Origin of the sequence: Flavobacterium sp. B183, from assembly GCF_023539155.1 — a bacterium.
In the GTDB taxonomy this organism is placed as follows: domain Bacteria; phylum Bacteroidota; class Bacteroidia; order Flavobacteriales; family Flavobacteriaceae; genus Flavobacterium; species Flavobacterium tructae.
The window spans coordinates 5,033,733-5,052,253 of the sequence record NZ_CP097434.1; the positions used below are offsets into that span (position 1 = coordinate 5,033,733).

At 36.8% G+C, this 18,521-nt stretch carries 10 protein-coding genes and 1 tRNA gene; 7 read left to right on the top strand and 4 right to left on the bottom strand.

The window, feature by feature from the left end; translation table 11 throughout:
- Window positions 1–20: 20 nt before the first annotated feature.
- The 4 genes from M4I44_RS20540 to M4I44_RS20555 all read left to right on the top strand — a co-directional run bounded on the left by M4I44_RS20540 (window position 21) and on the right by M4I44_RS20555 (window position 7,351).
- A complete protein-coding gene (locus M4I44_RS20540; protein WP_249965937.1) occupies window positions 21–1,349 on the top strand; it encodes an aldehyde dehydrogenase in 1,329 nt (442 codons plus the stop codon).
- 125 nt (window positions 1,350–1,474) lie between these two features.
- Entirely contained in the window at window positions 1,475–2,263 is a 789-nt protein-coding gene (locus M4I44_RS20545; RefSeq protein WP_249965938.1) for a hypothetical protein, read from the top strand.
- Window positions 2,264–2,357: 94 nt separating this feature from the next.
- The gene (locus M4I44_RS20550) at window positions 2,358–6,410 is read left to right on the top strand and encodes a PAS domain S-box protein (RefSeq protein ID WP_249965939.1); all 4,053 of its coding nucleotides are present in this window, start codon (window positions 2,358–2,360) and stop codon (window positions 6,408–6,410) included.
- 92 nt (window positions 6,411–6,502) lie between these two features.
- Window positions 6,503–7,351: a neutral zinc metallopeptidase gene (locus M4I44_RS20555; RefSeq protein ID WP_017496064.1), complete on the top strand. Its 849-nt coding sequence runs from the start codon at window positions 6,503–6,505 to the stop codon at window positions 7,349–7,351.
- Between the two features lie 691 nt (window positions 7,352–8,042).
- Here the strand turns inward: M4I44_RS20555 and M4I44_RS20560 are convergent.
- The 4 genes from M4I44_RS20560 to M4I44_RS20575 all read right to left on the bottom strand — a co-directional run bounded on the left by M4I44_RS20560 (window position 8,043) and on the right by M4I44_RS20575 (window position 10,575).
- Window positions 8,043–8,116 (bottom strand) — tRNA-His (locus M4I44_RS20560).
- An 82-nt stretch (window positions 8,117–8,198) separates the two neighbouring features.
- Window positions 8,199–8,915: a bacillithiol biosynthesis deacetylase BshB1 gene (bshB1, locus tag M4I44_RS20565; RefSeq protein WP_017496065.1), complete on the bottom strand. Its 717-nt coding sequence runs from the start codon at window positions 8,913–8,915 to the stop codon at window positions 8,199–8,201.
- A 155-nt stretch (window positions 8,916–9,070) separates the two neighbouring features.
- Window positions 9,071–10,138: a chorismate-binding protein gene (locus M4I44_RS20570; protein WP_249965940.1), complete on the bottom strand. Its 1,068-nt coding sequence runs from the start codon at window positions 10,136–10,138 to the stop codon at window positions 9,071–9,073.
- A 5-nt stretch (window positions 10,139–10,143) separates the two neighbouring features.
- Window positions 10,144–10,575: a PaaI family thioesterase gene (locus tag M4I44_RS20575; RefSeq protein ID WP_017496067.1), complete on the bottom strand. Its 432-nt coding sequence runs from the start codon at window positions 10,573–10,575 to the stop codon at window positions 10,144–10,146.
- Window positions 10,576–10,820: 245 nt separating this feature from the next.
- Between M4I44_RS20575 and M4I44_RS20580 the strand changes: the two genes are divergently transcribed.
- The 3 genes from M4I44_RS20580 to purL all read left to right on the top strand — a co-directional run bounded on the left by M4I44_RS20580 (window position 10,821) and on the right by purL (window position 18,427).
- Complete coding sequence (locus tag M4I44_RS20580; protein ID WP_249967433.1) at window positions 10,821–12,338, top strand: hypothetical protein; 1,518 nt, start codon at window positions 10,821–10,823, stop codon at window positions 12,336–12,338.
- Between the two features lie 342 nt (window positions 12,339–12,680).
- Complete coding sequence (locus M4I44_RS20585) at window positions 12,681–14,534, top strand: endonuclease (RefSeq protein ID WP_249965941.1); 1,854 nt, start codon at window positions 12,681–12,683, stop codon at window positions 14,532–14,534.
- A gap of 221 nt (window positions 14,535–14,755) precedes the next feature.
- A complete protein-coding gene (gene purL / locus M4I44_RS20590) occupies window positions 14,756–18,427 on the top strand; it encodes a phosphoribosylformylglycinamidine synthase (protein ID WP_249965942.1) in 3,672 nt (1,223 codons plus the stop codon).
- Window positions 18,428–18,521 lie beyond the last annotated feature (94 nt).

Sequence of the window (18,521 nt, forward strand, 5' to 3'; positions counted from 1 at the left end):
AATCAATCGGATTATACACTATGGACTATAAAAACAACATTGCCTACAGGAAAGAAACGTTAAAGAAATTGTTGTACAACATTCAGAAAAGCGAGGATTTGATTGTAAAAGCTTTGTACGATGATTTTAAAAAGCCTGAATTTGAAGCTGTTTTAACCGAAACCAACTATGTAATTTCGGATCTAAAGGATACTATTCGAAACATTAATAAATGGGCGAAACCAAAACGCGTTTTGCCTTCTCTGCTCAATTTCCCTTCTACCGATTACATTTTTAAAGAACCTTACGGAAATGTTTTGGTAATTGCTCCCTGGAATTATCCGTTTCAATTGGCTTTATGTCCTTTAATTTCAGCTGTAGCCGCCGGAAACAGAGTGGTTTTAAAACCTTCAGAACTAACACCTCACACCTCAGCAATGATTGCTAAAATTATTGAGAAGACCTTTCACGTCAAACATGTTGAAGTTATTGAAGGAGGTGTTGAAGTTTCGAACCAATTACTGGCACAGCGCTGGGATTATATTTTCTTTACCGGAAGTGTTACTGTTGGAAAAATTGTAGCCAAAGCTGCTGCCGAAAATTTAACTCCCGTAACTTTAGAACTAGGCGGAAAAAACCCATGTATCATTGACGAAACCGCGAATTTAAAGCTGGCCGCAAAACGAATCGTATGGGGGAAATTCATCAATGCCGGACAAACCTGTATTGCACCGGACTATATCCTGGTTCAGAAAAACATGAAAGTCAATTTTATTTCTTTTCTGATAGAAGAAATTCTAAAAGCTTATGGCAAAAAAATAGACAAATCTCCTGATTTTGCCCGCATCATCAACACCAAAAACTGGGTCCGACTAGACAGTATGATCGAACGCGAAAAGGTTATTTTTGGAGGAGAAACGGATGCTGAAAAAAACTATATCTCTCCTACTTTAATTGAAGAACCCGCTTTGGACAGTCCGGTCATGAAGGAAGAAATATTTGGTCCTATCCTTCCTATTCTGACTTACGAAACAGAGGCTGACATACACAACGTGATCAGTCGTTATGAAAAACCTCTTGCCTTTTATGTTTTCAGTGAAAATAAAAATTTTGCTAAAAAACTAATTACTTCCCATTCTTTCGGAGGAGGCTGTATTAATGATACCGTGGTTCATTTCTCAAACAAAAGACTACCATTCGGAGGAGTTGGTCATAGCGGTATTGGCGCTTATCACGGTCAATTGAGCTTTGATATTTTCTCACACCACAAAGCTGTCGTAAAAAAAGGAAACTGGCTTGATTTACCTATGCGTTATGCTCCTTACAAAGACAAACTGATATCCCTGAAACGTTTACTGAACTGGTTGTAATCTGTAAAAAAACAATTTCGCAATGTTTTCCAGATTTTCATATCAAATTGATTAAAAATATTATATTTACGGCGCATTAATTATTTAAAATTTCGTCGATATAAAATAATTCTACTCCAATAAAAATGAAATCTACATTCGATCAGATCAAAGACATTAAAAATCATGGATATACCTTAGATTTTTCAACTGTTTTCAATCATGCTTTTGAAAATTACAAGAAAATAGCCGTCTATGCCGGATTAATGCTATTGGTTTTTTCGGTATTCTTTGGTGCTATTGTTTATCTCATACTAGTTGCATTTTTTGGCATCGACAAATTAACGAATGCAAACTTCCTGAACATACAGCCTCAAAATCTGTCTCAAATTTATCTAGTCCTTTATATTATTGGAACAGCCTTCGTATCGGCAATTATGAGTCCTTTTACGGCAGGGTTTTTAAAAATGGCCGATTGTGCAGAAAAAGATCAGGAATTTAATGTCTCTACAATATTTTCCTATTACAAAAGCCGCCATTTCGCACAAATTTTTGCGGCGACCTTTTTGATTTCATTGTTTAGCGTTATCGTTACGACCTTTTTAGAAGTTCAAAAATTAAATGCCGTAGGATTAGTTTTCTCACTGACATTATCTTTTTTTACCTTCTTAACCATTCCACTTATCGTATTTGGAAACTTAAAAGCCATTGATGCCATTAAATCAAGTCTCATCTTGATAAGCAAACAGCCATTGATATTATTAGGACTTATAATTACTATAGTTGGCGCTATACTAGTTGGTCTTTGTGCATTTTGTATTGGAGTACTTTTTACGATCCCTTTTAGCTATTCCATGACTTATGCCATATATTGTGCTATTATAAAAACGGATAAAGAAGATCCTATTGACTCTATCGGTCAGTCTGATTTTTAAAAAATATAAAATTTCAGCTAAAAAAGAGTCTAACCTGCTCTGTTGAAATTTTCAAAATAAAAGATTTACTAAACCAAACATACCCCCGAATTCTATGGTAGCAAACTATAGTCTTTTCAATTCGTTGATCCCAGGAGTTGCCATACTTGGTAATGCCCTGAAATCAATTATTACGAAGTGGTATGTTATCAATTCAGATATCATATTTTACAACAATCCTAAACTCATTATGTTAGGATTGTCGATGATTGCCTTTCTGACCCTTCTCGTATATCAATTCTTCCGGATCAAGACCAGAATTGGCTACTTCATCGAAAGAAAACCGGAAACAGAAACAGTAAACAGAGAGTATCATCTCTATATTTTGTTCTTTGGTATTGCATTGATTGTAATCGAAATCATCAACGAAATTTTTAAAATCAGGCCAAAGAGTTTGCTTTTAGTAAATGTAAGCATAGGCTTCTCGATGCTTTTATTTTATTTTATCATTGGTAAAATTGAATTTTTAAAAGAGCGGGTTCAGTCGATATTTATTCTGTCCTTCTTTGTTTATCTCTTTTATATCGGATACAACATCATCTATCGCACCAACGATATTATTCCTATAATTGCTTTTTTAATTTTCTTCTACTTCTCCTACAGCATCTTAAAACCTATAAAACTATACTGGTTCTTTGTTGGATTAGTTTTTACCTTTCTGATTACAACGGTTGTTTATCAATTAATTCCCGTAAAATCATCCATTATCTTAATCAACTACTGTGTTCTGATTTTCATTCTTAATCAGGTTAAATATGTCGTTTTACTAAACAACAGTGATAATTTCAGATTCACCAATGAAATTGTACACAAAGGAAATTCACTGACTATTGCCACAAATGAAAAAAACGAAGTCTTATTTTGCAGTGAAACTATCACTTCTATTCTGGGATATTTACCGGACGAAGTTATGGGAGCTAAATTTTGGAAATTAACAAATGAAACAGACGATCCTGAAAACCTCAGCAATATAAATCATGAAGAAGACAAACTTTATATCCGGAAATTAAGAAGCAAAAACGGGGAATACAAATACATACAGTGGAAAGATAAAAGATTTTCTCAGGGTTTAATTATTAGTATCGGTCAGGATGTTACAGAACAAATTACCGTTCGTGATCAATACAAAAACCTGATCCAAACCGCTACGGATATCATTTTTGAAATTGACTCTGACGGCTATTTTACCTTTATCAATGACTTTGGTTTTTCGATATTGGGGTATTCTGAGAACGAAATTATCTCTCAGCATTATTCTAATTTCATCCATGAAAACTATCAGCGTAATGCCGTAGATTTCTATGAAAACCTGGAAATGAATGAAAATAATTTTCCCACCATTGAAATTCCTATTCTGAAGAAAAACGGGAAAAAGCTTTGGATTTCGCAAAAGATTATTGTTCGAAAAAATGACCTCGGACAAACAATTGGCTTTGCCGGAATAGCCCGTGACATTACTGAAATTAGAAATATTGAGAACGACAAAAGAAAACGTCTGAAGAAAATCGAATCGTATAACAATTCGATTAATAAACTCTCGACTACAGATTTTAGCCAATACGACAATTTAAATACGGTTATTGATTTTATCATAAAAGAAGCCGCAATAGTAACCAAAACCAATCGGGTGAGCTTTTGGAAATGTCATAAAGACTTAATCAGCTGCAAGAATCTTTTCAGCATTGACAAACAGCATCTTAATGACAAAAATATACTGGACAAACAATCGTATCCAATTTACTTTGAAACGCTTAAAAGCAAAGCAATCATAAATGCTCCGGACGTTTTCAATAAGCTCGAAACATCCGAATTTCAAAAATTATACTTTACTAAAAACCACATCAAATCGATGTTGGATGTCCCTATATTTTTAAACGGACAGCTTGTTGGAGTTGTTTGCTTTGAAAGTACCGAAGAAAAAAGAAACTGGGACAACGAGGATATCAATTACGCCCGCACCATTTCGGATGTAATCTCATTGGCAATCTCCTCACAAATGCGTTTGGAGGCCGAAAAAAAATTAGAATTCAAAAGTCAGCTATTGTCAGCCCTTTCCCTGTGTACCGAAAAATTTCTAATGAGTAAATCTACTCAGGAAATGTTTCAGGAGACCTACAATTTAATTGGAAAAGCAGCCAAAGTAGACCATATGTACTACTACGAAAAAGATTTTACAACAAATACCGTAAGTCAGAAATACAAATGGTCCAGACAGGGTATTGAGCATCAGATCACAAAATTACAGCGATTAACAAAAGATCAATTGCAAGAAATTTACGATGCTGCTCAGAACAAAAAAATCGTCAATACACTTACCCGCAAACTAGACAATACTTTTTTCAAACAACTACTGATTGCCAATGAAATCAAATCGATTCTGATATTACCGCTGTACATCAACGATATCTTTACCGGATTCATAGGCTTCGACGATTGCACCAAAGAGCGAAAATGGTCTGAAGAAGAAATTTACATCTTTCAGGTTCTGGCAAATAACATCTCATCGGCACTGGAAAGAAACCGAAACGAAACGAAAATTCTCGAAAGTGAGGAAAAATTCAAATTAATCGCCAACAACATTCCCGGCACGGTATACTTGTCAAAATTTGATGCTTTCTCTACTAAAATATTTCTCAACGATGAAATTTTAAATCTTACCGGTTATTCCAAATCAGAGTTTATTGAAAATAATTTATCCTTTTTATCTCTTATTCATCCTGATGACAAAGACGAAGTGATCAACAACCAAATCGATAATTTACAAAGTGGAATGCCGCTGCACAATATCTATCGCATCCGGCGGAAAACCGGCGAGTTTATCTGGGTAGAAGAATTTGGAGACGTGATTAAAAAAGGGGATGAAATTGAATTTGTGGGTGGAATTTATTTCGACATCACCAACAAAAAAGAAAGCGAAGATGCCATAAAAGCCAAGCAGCTTGCCGAGGCAGCCAATAAATCTAAATCTGATTTCCTGGCCAATATGTCGCATGAAATCAGAACCCCTTTGAATGGTATTATTGGTTTCACACATTTACTGATGAATACCGGCCTTGAAGAAATTCAGGAAAAATACATGACTACGATTAACCAGTCAGCGCATTCGCTACTGGATATCATCAATGACATTCTTGACTTTTCTAAAATCGAAGCGGGAAAACTCGAACTTTTTATCGATTTATACGACATCAAAAAAGTACTCGGACAAGTTTTTGATTTAATTGTATACGAATCCAATCAAAAAAATCTGCAGTTAGAATTAAATGTCGCACCCGATGTTCCCAAATACATCTGGACAGATATTGTGCGTATCAAACAAATCTTAATCAATCTGCTTTCAAATGCTGTTAAGTTTACCAACAAAGGCTCTATCAAGCTTAATGTTTCCGTTTTAGAAAAAAGCAGCAACAACGATTGCACTATCCGATTTTCGGTGGTGGATACCGGAATTGGAATTCTCGAAAAAAATCAGAAGAAAATCTTCAAAGCCTTTTCTCAGGAGGATAGCTCTACGACGAGAAAATTTGGAGGTACGGGATTAGGACTGACAATTTCAAATCAATTGCTTGCTTTAATGGAAAGCCGCTTACAACTGGAAAGTAAAATCGACAAAGGAAGTAATTTTTATTTTGACCTGAACTTAAAAACAAGCAATCAAAGCATTAGCGAGAAATACAATACTGAACTTCAAAATACCAGTCTCGAACTAAATTCCGACGACCCAGTTTCAAATCAAAAAAGTATTACCTTTTTGATTGTTGAAGACAATAAGGTCAACATGCTGCTTTTAAAAACCATCATCAAAAATCTGTACAGCGGTGCCTACATACACGAATGCGAAAATGGCTACGAAGCCGTAAGTCAATTTGAAAACATCAATCCTGATTTGGTTTTTATGGACATTCAGATGCCTATTATGAACGGTTATGAAACCACAAGAGCCATCAGAAATACCATTATAGGAAAAGACATTCCGATCATAGCCGTGACTGCCGGCGCCGAAAAAGAGGAACGCAACAAATGTCTTTCTGCCGGAATGAACGACTACATCTCTAAGCCCATAATGAAAGGCAGTGTTGAAGAAGCTTTAGTAAAATGGCTAAAATAATGCAAAACTAAATTCGGCTATTACGTCATTATTCCTAAAAAAAATATAAATTCGTACAACACAAACCTTTACGAACTAAAATCCAAATTACTATGAAATGGAAAGGAACGCGAGAAAGCGATAATGTTGAAGACCGAAGATCAATTTCTGGCGGAAAAGTTGCCATTGGCGGTGGCGTTATCGGTATTATTATTCTATTATTAAATGTTTTTGGTGGTGAAACCGGCCAAACGGTAGGTAATGTATTGGAGCAAATGCAAGGCGGACAACAAGCCACTGAGACTGCTGCCCCATTGAGTAAAGAAGATGAAGAAATGGGACATTTCGTAAGATCTGTTTTAGCTAAAACCGAAGACACCTGGGAGAAAAAATTCGCAGCAGAAGGACTTACTTATAAAAAACCTAAATTAGTACTTTTCAGAGGATCCGTAAACACAGCCTGTGGAGGTGCATCATCTGCATCCGGGCCATTTTATTGCCCGGGAGACCAAAAGGTATATATGGATTTAGGCTTCTTTGAAGAACTAAAAACTAAATTTGGTGCCCAAGGTGGGGATTTTGCTATTGCGTACGTTATAGCGCACGAAATAGGCCATCATATACAAACACTGTTGGGGACCTCGGCAAAAATGCGAGAAGCACAGGAAGGAAAAAGTGAAGCCGAAGCCAATAAACTATCTGTAGCGCTGGAATTACAAGCCGACTTTTATGCCGGAGTATGGGCTCATGACAACCAACAATATATAGAAGCTGGCGATATTGAAGAAGCCTTAAGTGCAGCCAACGCTGTTGGAGATGATGCCATTCAGAGCAAAATGCAGGGACAAGTGGTTCCGGATTCCTTTACTCATGGTACATCCGCGCAAAGAATGTTCTGGTTCAAAAAAGGTTTCCAAACCGGAGACATTAAACAAGGGAATACCTTTGATGAAATAAGATAGTTCACAAACTAAATTACAATAAACAAAAAAGCATGATTTTTTTTAGAATCATGCTTTTTTGTTTATTTCTCTCACCAGCTCACCAAATCCACTAAAAAAGCTTTAAGAATCTTCATAAACGCTGTAAGTTTCATTACTTATTATTTCACAACCATCCCTTTTAAATTAAAAACTCCTGAATCGAAATTGTCCTTTAGATTTTTTTGTAATTATTGGGGTTTATTACAAATTATTCAAATTCCAAATTTTAAATTCGATTCAGGAGAAATGCTAGGATCTACCTTACAGTGCTACCATTTTTAATTTATTAGACCATATCTTATAGGTTAAGAACTTATCTTTTACATTGTAAAGGTAGTACTGAACTTCAACCCATTACATGATTAAAATCATAGAAAATTATTTTTTTTATTTGATAATGAAATTCTGTAGCTGATCTGCTCTTTCCTTTTCTGGACGACACTACCTAACTCAGATCATAGTGCTTTGCACTATGCTGTCGCTAAGACTCTTTTAGAGCAACAGCTTACTATATTACCCACAAAGCTCGAAACGGAAGCCTGAAACTTGGAACTTGAAACTTGGAACTTGAAACCTGAAACTTGAAACCTGAAATTTTAAAACTCTCAAGATTCGTTTTTGTATAAAAACAAAAAAAAGCCTTGAATTTCTTCAAGGCTTTAAATTTCTGGGTGGCTGACCGGGTTCGAACCGGCGACCCGCGGCACCACAAACCGCTACTCTAACCAACTGAGCTACAACCACCATTTTTCTGCTTGTGCATTTCTGCTTAGCGAGTGCAAATATATAACTAATGTTGAGTTCTACAAAGAAAAAAATGAAAAATTTACAGTAAATTTTCTAAACTATTGACAGCCAAACACCTTTCAACAGTAAAACCTTCAGCAAAATCTTTCCCAACAAGCCTTCCTAGATCCTTCGCACGATAATCTAAACTCTCAAAGAAGTTTTTACTCGTAATTGGCGTAGCAGGTTCTTTTGAATTTGGGTCATAAAACTGAGTTTTATATGCCGAAACGGCTTCAACCTTTTTCTTTTCAAAACCTGTGATGTCCACTACAAAGTCAGGCACTATGTTTTTCCACTGTATATAATGGTACACCACCTTTGGTCGCCAGGCTTCCTGACGCTCTCCATCGATCGAGGTTTCGATTTTTGCCAATCCTGACAAAAAGCAGGCATCCGAAACTAATTTACTCCCTTTCCCGTGATCGATATGGCGGTCATCAATTGCATTACACAATACAATCTCTGGTTTGTACTTTCGAATCATTTTAATAACCTCCAGCTGGTGTTTTTCATCATTCGTAAAAAAGCCATCACGCATGCCCAGATTTTCACGAACCAAAACTCCTAATATCTTTGCTGCCTCTTTTGCTTCTTCATCTCTAATTTCCGCCGTACCACGCGTCCCTAACTCTCCACGTGTCAAATCGACAATACCCACTTTTTTACCCAGTGATACTTCTTTTAAAATTGTTCCTGCGCAACCCAATTCTACATCATCAGGATGTGCACCAAATGCTAATATGTCTAGTTTCATAATTTTTAATATCAATGTCAAAAATCAAAATTGATGTTTTGTCTATTTTCTTTACTCTTTTTTCTTTTTTCTTTTTTTTGTTTCAGGTTTCAAGTTTTCTTTGTTTCAAGTTTCAGGTTTCAGGTTAACAACAAAACTTGAAACTTTTTTCCAACTTATTTTATCTTCAACACTCTTTTCATTGTCATCGATTTGTTCACGCTTTCCTCCCATTCCTTTTCGGGAACGCTTTCTTTTGTAATACCGCAACCCATGTAAAGAATCGCCTTATTCTCCTGAATTTGCATGCTGCGTAAATTTACGTAGAAATCAGAACTGATCTCATCATGAGCAAAACTGCTGTTCAACTCCCCTAGAAATCCCGTGTAAAAAGTCCTGTCGTAATTTTCATTTTCAATAATAAATGCCTTTGCCTTTTTCTTTGGCAGACCGCAAACTGCGGGTGTTGGATGTAATGTATCGATTACTTCCTCAAGCGTCGAATTATCATTTAAAACTCCCGAGATATCTGTTTTGATATGCCAGATCGATCCCGCTTTTACACTGTAAGGTTCAGATACATCTACAGAAGAAGCTACTTCACGTAATCTTTTTACAATAAAATCCGTAACATATTGCTGCTCGTCTTTCTCCTTTTGCTGCCATAAAATATCCGTTTCCAGGGTTGCTTTTTGTGTTCCGGCCAAAGCCACTGTTTCAAAAACATTTCCATTGGCTTTCAGCAATCGTTCCGGTGTGGCTCCCATCCATAAACCAATTTTTGGATGAAAAAAAACATATGAAAAAGTCGTGGGATACAATTGAATCAGGTGCTGAAAAGTAGACACAAAATCGAACTCGCTTAAAGTTACTTTTTCGCTTCTGGACAGCACTACTTTTTTGAACTCATCGTTTTGAATCGCCTGAATTCCTTTTGAAACCAATGCTTCATAGTGTAACCTGGCCTCGTTATCAATCCCTGAATCTTCAATTTCAGCAGCCTCAAAAGCAATTTCCAGCTGTTCTGCTGTTAAAATTTCGGATTCATTCTCCGGAATCAATATCAGTTGTTTTTCATCAAAAGAAGCAAAAACAAAACCTTTTTCCTTGTAATCGGAGATTTTATGTAACGTGTCATTTTGCTGCAAAAGCGCAAAAATGGTAGTAGAATTCGGTTTAGAGTACATTACAAAAGGTAAACGCTTTTCGTACTGTACTTTAATTTTAGAAAAAAAATCATTCATACTTCCTATACTGTTTTCTTTTTTTCCAAAACCATATTGGTCAGTTTGCAAAGCGAAATCAGATTTCCTTCTTCATCCGTAATCTTGATTTCCCACAAGTGAATACTTCTTCCTTTGTGAATGATTCTTGCGGTTCCGAAAACCCAGCCTTCCCGAATACTTTTCAAGTGATTTGCCGAAATTTCTATGCCACGTACTTCCTGTTCTTTCATATCGATAAAAAAGAAGGATGCTGCACTACCAACACTTTCTGCCAGAGCTACTGAAGCTCCACCGTGTAACAAGCCCATTGGCTGATGAACAGAAGGATTTACAGGCATTTTTGCAGTTAAAAAATCAGGCCCTGCATCGATATATTCTATTTTTAGCGTTTCCATCAATGTGTTTTTTGAGAACTCATTACAGCGCGCTAAAATCTGCTCTTTTGTATAATTCATTAAAATAGTCTTTAAAAACGTAAAATTAAAGAAAAGATGAGATACAAATTTGAAAATCCCATTCTAAAATTAAAAATCCACTTCAAACGTGTAAGTTTTTTGTTATTTTTACAAAAACATTAATTGTTAATCTGTTGCTGAGACTTTTTTTTATGCCACAGATTGCACAGATTATTACAGATTATATTTTTGCTGCGTGCAAAATCATTCTAATCCTTTTAATCCGTGGCAAAAAAATCATTCAAATGCGTCAATACTTTGTACTCTTCATTTTCGGAATAATTCTAGCTTTTAGTTCTTGCCGAACTGATTTTGATACCGTTGCCAGTTCCGGAGATTTAAAGTTTTCTAAAGACACCGTTTATTTGGACACTGTTTTCAAGAATATTGGCTCTGCTACTTACCAGCTTAAAGTATACAACCGAAGTAAAAACGACATCTCCATTCCTATTATTCAGCTCAAAAACGGTTTAAATTCAAAATACAGAATGACGGTTGACGGCATGAGTGGAAACAATGGTAAAATTTTCAAAGACGTCACACTTTTAGCTAAAGACAGTTTGTACATTTTTGTAGAAACCACCGCAGATATTACAGATGCAAATCCAACCGATTTTTTATATACCGATCAGATTCAGTTTGACAGCGGCGCTAATCTACAACAAGTCGCTTTGGTCACACTGATTCAGGACGCTATTTTTCTTTATCCACAACAAAATCCTGATGGAACCAAAGAGAAAATTAAAATTGAAGGCAAAGATGTAGATGGTTTTTACCTGAATGATAACGATCCTGTCAACGGAAACGAATTGCTTTTCACCAAACAAAAACCTTATGTTATCTACGGATTTGCCGGTGTTCCTAAAAACAAAACGGTGACTTTTGAAGCAGGTGCACGCGTATACTTCCATGCCAATTCAGGTCTTTTTGTCGACGATAAAGCTTCTTTACAAATTAAAGGAACCACTTCTTCAACTCCAAAATTAGAAAATGAAGTTGTTTTTGAAGGCGATCGATTAGAATCGCTTTACGATAATATTCCCGGACAGTGGAACTCTGTTATTTTTGCTAACGGAAGTACCAATCACTCCATCAATCATCTTACCCTGAAAAATGCGGTCATTGGTTTAAATTTCAAGAATCCGAATCCTGCTTCGACTATTGAAATCAAAAACACTCAGATTTACAACACTGTCGAATATGGAATACTGGCACAAAATGCCCGTATAAATGGAGAAAACATTGTTATCAATTATGCCGGTCTCGCCAGTTTATCTTGTGTATATGGGGGAGATTACAAATTCACCCATTGTACCTTCAACAACAGCTGGTCAAATAATTCTCAGTTTGCAGTTAGCCTAAGTAACAGCCTGGCCAATGCTGTTCCGGAAACAAATCCGCTGACACAGGCAACTTTTAACAACTGTATCATTTACGGATCTGGAACCAACGAGTTCAATTTAAACAAAAAAACCACTGCCGCCTTTGTGTACCAACTCAATAATTGTTTGCTAAAATTCAGCAGTTCTTCCACCAATCCGGATTACCAGTTCAAAACGGACCCGGCACACTACAACCAGATCATTCTGAACGAAAATCCCAAGTTCTTTAATGTTGCTAAAAACCTATTCAACATTGACAATACTTCTTCCGCTTTCGCGAAAGGAAACCAGGCCTATAACATTCCTTTAGACATTATTGGAAAAACAAGAACTTCTCCTCCGGATTTAGGAGCTTATCAAAACGCCGCTTTTCCTAAGTAGTTTCATGTCATTTCGAGCGAAGGGAGACTCTAGCGACAGTGAACAGGCGAAACAAATCACAGGTGGGATTCGACAAAGATTGGCGACAATTGGGACGGAGTTTCGCGTGCGATTTCTCCCTTCGGTCGAAATGACAAACTGCGTTCAATTCATGGTAAAAAACTTCACACGTTAAACATTTTCTACCCCAAAAAACACTCGTAAGAAAATATATCCAAAATTAAACATCACTTAACTTATATAATTCATAAAAATAGTAGATTTGCTAAAACTGATTTTCAACATTCTAAAATTCAGTATTTTAAAAACAGAAAAACAACCAAATCTTAAAGACTATTAACTATGAAAAAAAACTACTTTTTACTGTTATTGATGTTTGCCGCAACGGCATTTGCGCAAATTCCCACCGGCTATTACAACACCGCAACAGGAACAGGTTATACGTTAAAAACACAATTGTACAACATTATTAAAGGTCATACCGATAACGGATATGCGGGATTGTACACCACTTATCAAACCTCCGATGTCGATAATTTTTTTGAAAATGACGGAACTGTTTTAGACATGTATTCCGAAAACCCATCCGGAACTGACCCATACAATTATACCACAGGATCAACACAGCGTTGTGGGAACTACGTTTCAGAAGGTGACTGCTACAACAGAGAGCATATCATTCCGCAATCCGTTTTTAACGAACAATCTCCAATGGTATCCGATGCACATTTTATCACTCCGACAGATGGAAAAGTAAACGGAATCCGATCCAACTATCCTCACGGAACTGTTAGTTCTGCTACTTATACTTCTCAAAATGGAGGTAAATTAGGCTCCAGTTCGGTATCCGGATACTCCGGAACCGTTTTTGAACCTATAAACGAATTCAAAGGCGATATTGCCAGAATGTATTTTTATTTTGCTACTCGTTATGAAAATACCGTTGCGGGTTACTCTTTCCCTATGTTTGACGGTTCCGGCAATAAAGTTTTTACTACGGCATTCTTAAATCTTCTAATAACCTGGCACACACAAGATCCTGTAAGCGCCAGAGAAATTGCCCGAAACAATGCGATTTATGCCCGTCAGAACAATAGAAACCCTTATATCGATCATCCGGAATATGTCAATCAAATTTGGGGAGGAACACCTTCTTCAGACACTCAGGCTCCAACTGCACCGACAAGCTTAGCTTCGACTTCAAAAACAGCAACTTCTATTACACTATCCTGGACTGCTTCTACCGATAATGTAGCCGTTACAGCTTATGATGTTTATGCAAACAACGCTTTAAAAACCACTGTTTCCGGTGTAACTGCAACAATAACAGGTTTAACCGCGGCAACAGCTTATTCTATTTATGTAAAAGCAAAAGATGCCGCAGGAAATGTTTCCGCTTCAAGTAATACCATTTCAGTTACAACCGACAGTGGCGGAACAGGATCTACAACGGATCTTCTTTTCTCTGAATACGTCGAAGGTTCCGGAAACAATAAAGCAATTGAAATTGCCAATAACACAGGAAGTTCTGTGAGTTTAGCTTCGTATACGATAAAAAAACAAACAAACGGTTCCGGTTCCTGGAGTACCGGTTTGGCTTTGAGCGGAACCTTAGCCTCGGGAAGTAAATTTGTCATTGTAAACAGCTCCATATCTTCAAGCTGTTATTCAACCAGTGCGGCTAATATTTCGACAACAGCAACTGAAATGGCCTTTAACGGAAATGATCCTATTGGTTTATTCAAAAATGGCGTTTTAATCGACATCATCGGAACTTTCAATGGCGGAACTGCTAATTTTGGAGCTGACGTTACTTTAAGAAGAAAATCAACTGTAACTTCACCAAGTACCACTTTTAATCTGAGTGCACAATGGGATTCATTTTCACAAGATACCTGTGCTAATTTAGGCAGTAAAAAAGTACAGTCTACTGTAGCCGGAGGAGAAGAAAACATTGCAGATTATAACGGAATTATCGTTTATCCGAATCCTTCTAACGGGAATTTCAATATAAATTTAAGCGAATCTGGCTCTTCTTATGCTGTAGAAATAGTTTCCTTCTCAGGACAGAAAGTTTTTGAAAAACAGAACACTACAGAAAACACCATTTCAGTAAGTCATTTACCAAGTGGTATTTATATTTTAAAAATTGTTAAAGATTCGAAAACTAGCATCAGGAAAATAATCATTAACTAAAAATACTTTTCACTCAGATTTAGCAGATTTTTTTTGGAACTACTTATAAATAGTTCCAGCATTCTAGAATCTGCTGAATCTGCGTGAAAATAAAAACTTTGCACGACAATATCCCAATTTCAGAACGGTATCATATTTTTTAAAAGAGTTTGTTTTCAAATTTGCGCTTGCTAGATATTTAAACTAAATTTGCACTTCAATACAACAAACTACACATCACAATGATCCATTTCTTTGAAAACCAAAGCAAAACTGTTTTTGCAGTACAGACGCAAAACGAAATTTCGGCTCAAGACATTTCAAAACTAAACTGGCTTTTTGCCGACTCCAATAAGATCGAAAAATCCGCACTGACGGATTTTTTTGTTGGTCCTCGTGCCACTATGATCACTCCATGGAGTACAAATGCTGTAGAAATTACTCAAAACATGGGTATTACAGGCATTATCAGAATTGAAGAATTTCATCCGGCAACAGCTGATTTTTCAGATTTTGACCCAATGTTATTACAGAAATTCAGCCAATTAGATCAGGAAATTTTCACGATCAATGTGCAACCAGAACCTATTCTGGAAATTGATGATATTGCCGCTTACAATACAACAGAAGGATTAGCTTTAAGCGAAGAAGAAGTTGATTACTTAAACAATCTTTCTACTAAATTAGGAAGAAAACTTACTGACTCAGAGATTTTTGCTTTCTCACAGGCAAACTCAGAGCACTGTCGTCACAAAATCTTCAACGGAACATTTGTGATTGACGGAGAAGAAAAAGAAACTTCTTTATTCAAATTAATTAAAAAAACATCACAGGAAAATCCTAACGATATTGTTTCTGCTTACAAAGACAACGTTGCTTTTGTAAAAGGACCAAAAGTGCAGCAATTTGCGCCAAAAACAGCTGACAAACCAGATTTTTATGAAATTAAAGCATTCGATTCTGTTATTTCATTAAAAGCCGAAACACACAATTTCCCAACCACTGTAGAACCTTTCAACGGAGCAGCAACAGGATCAGGAGGAGAAATTCGTGACCGTTTAGCCGGAGGACAAGGTTCATTGCCATTAGCAGGAACTGCGGTTTACATGACATCCTATTCACGTTTAAAGTCCTTCGACTCCGCTCAGGGTGACCGAAAATGGGAAAATGCTGTTGAAGAAAGAAAATGGTTGTACCAAACTCCAATGGATATCTTAATCAAAGCTTCAAACGGAGCTTCTGATTTTGGAAATAAATTTGGCCAGCCGTTAATTACAGGTTCTGTTTTAACATTCGAACACGAAGAAAACGACCGTAAAATTGGTTACGATAAAGTAATCATGCAGGCGGGTGGAATCGGTTACGGAAAACTGGATCAATCAATCAAAAAGAAACCACAAGAAGGTGATAAAATCGTAATTCTTGGAGGAGAAAATTATAGAATCGGAATGGGTGGTGCTGCAGTATCATCTGCAGATACCGGAGCTTTTGGTTCAGGAATTGAGTTAAACGCGATTCAGCGTTCGAATCCTGAAATGCAAAAACGTGCTGCCAATGCGATTCGTGGTTTAGTAGAAAGCGATAATAACCCTATTGTTTCAATTCACGATCACGGAGCTGGAGGACACCTAAACTGTCTTTCTGAATTGGTGGAAGAAACCGGAGGATTAATCGACTTAGACAAATTACCTGTTGGAGACCCTACGCTTTCTGCAAAAGAAATTATCGGTAACGAATCTCAGGAAAGAATGGGATTGGTTATTGGTCAAAAAGATATCGATACTTTACAAAGAATTGCCGACAGAGAGCGTTCGCCAATGTATCAGGTTGGAGACGTAACGGGCGATCACCGTTTTACTTTCGAATCTAAAACAAACGGTTCAAAACCGATGGATTATGCTTTGGAAGATTTCTTCGGAAGTTCTCCAAAAACGGTTATGACCGATAAAACAATTGATAGAAAATATGCTGATGTTGCTTACAACACAGCAGATTTCGAAAGTTATTTACAAGACGTTTTGCGCTTAGAGGCTGTAGCTTCAAAAGACTGGTTGACCAATAAAGTAGACCGTTGTGTGGGTGGAAAAGTAGCCAAACAGCAAAATGCAGGACCATTACAATTGCCTTTGAATAATGTTGGAGTTATGGCTCTGGACTATTTAGGTAAAGAAGGAATCGCTACTTCTATCGGGCATGCTCCTATCGCTGCTTTGATTGACCCGGTTGCGGGATCCAGAAATGCTATTGCAGAATCGTTATCAAATATTATCTGGGCACCAATTAAAGATCAGTTAAAAGGTATTTCATTGTCTGCCAACTGGATGTGGGCTTGTAAAAACGAAGGTGAAGACGCTCGCTTGTACGCTGCCGTAGAAGGTTGTTCTGAATTTGCAATCGAATTAGGAATCAATATTCCAACCGGAAAAGATTCCCTTTCGATGAAACAAAAATATCCAAACGACGAAGTAATTGCACCGGGAACGGTTATTATTTCGGCAGCAGGAAACTGTACCGATATCAGAAAAGTAGTAGAACCAGTTTTACAAAGAAACGGAGATTCAATCTATTATATCAATTTGTCACAGGATGATTTCAAATTAGGAGGTTCTTCTTTTGCACAAATCAGAAATACAATCGGAAAAGAAACTTCTACTATTAAAGATGCTTCTTTCTTCAAAAATGCATTTAATACCATTCAGGAATTAATTGGTGACAACCAAATTTTAGCCGGACACGATATCGGAAGCGGTGGTTTGATCACAACTTTATTAGAATTGTGTTTTGCAGATGTAAACCTTGGAGCAAAAATTGACTTCAGCGCTTTCGCAGAAAAAGACTTATTAAAAATCCTTTTTGCAGAAAACATTGGTATTGTTTTTCAGGCAAAATCAGATGCTGCTGTTGAAGCTAAGTTAAATGCCAACAACATCGAATTCTTCAAAATTGGTTCCGTTCAAAGTACACCAAGTTTGGAATTTGGAACTTATAATCTGGATGTTGCGAAATACAGAGACATCTGGTTCGAGACTTCTTATTTATTAGATCAAAAACAATCTAAAAACGGAAGAGCACAGGCACGTTTTGAAAACTATAAAAATCAGGCTTTAAACTATACTTTCCCTGCACATTTCACAGGAAAGGCGCCAGTCATCTCGAGCGGAGTCGAGAGACCAAAAGCGGCTATTATCCGTGAAAAAGGAAGTAATTCTGAGCGTGAAATGGCAAATGCTATGTACTTAGCCGGTTTTGATGTAAAAGACGTTCACATGACCGATTTGATTTCAGGACGTGAAACACTGGAAGACATTCAGTTTATTGGAGCTGTTGGAGGTTTCTCTAATTCAGATGTTTTAGGTTCTGCTAAAGGATGGGCCGGAGCTTTCTTATACAACGAAAAAGCAAAAACCGCTCTCGATAATTTCTTTAAAAGAGAAGATACGCTATCTGTCGGGATTTGTAACGGATGTCAATTGTTCATGGAATTAGAAGTGATCAATCCGGAGCATGAAGTTCACGGAAAAATGCTTCACAACGAAAGTCAGAAACACGAAAGTATCTTTACTTCTGTAAAAGTACAGGAAAACAACTCGGTAATGCTATCGACGTTGGCCGGAAGTACTTTAGGAGTATGGGTTTCTCATGGAGAAGGTAAATTCAAATTGCCTTTAGCCGAAGAAAATTACAACATTGTTTCTAAATATGCTTACGAAGGTTATCCTGCCAACCCTAACGGATCTGATTACAATACAGCAATGTTATGTGACAAAACCGGAAGACATTTGGTAATGATGCCTCACATCGAGCGTTCAACCTTCCAATGGAACTGGGCACATTATCCAAAAGACAGAAACGACGAGGTTTCACCTTGGCACGAAGCTTTTGTTAATGCCAGAAAATGGATTGAGAAAAACTAAAAGTATATTTTTATTAAAAACGCCCGAATTTATCGGGCGTTTTTTTTTATTTAAAAAAAAGAGTACAACTCAAATTAACTGATCATCAAGCTTT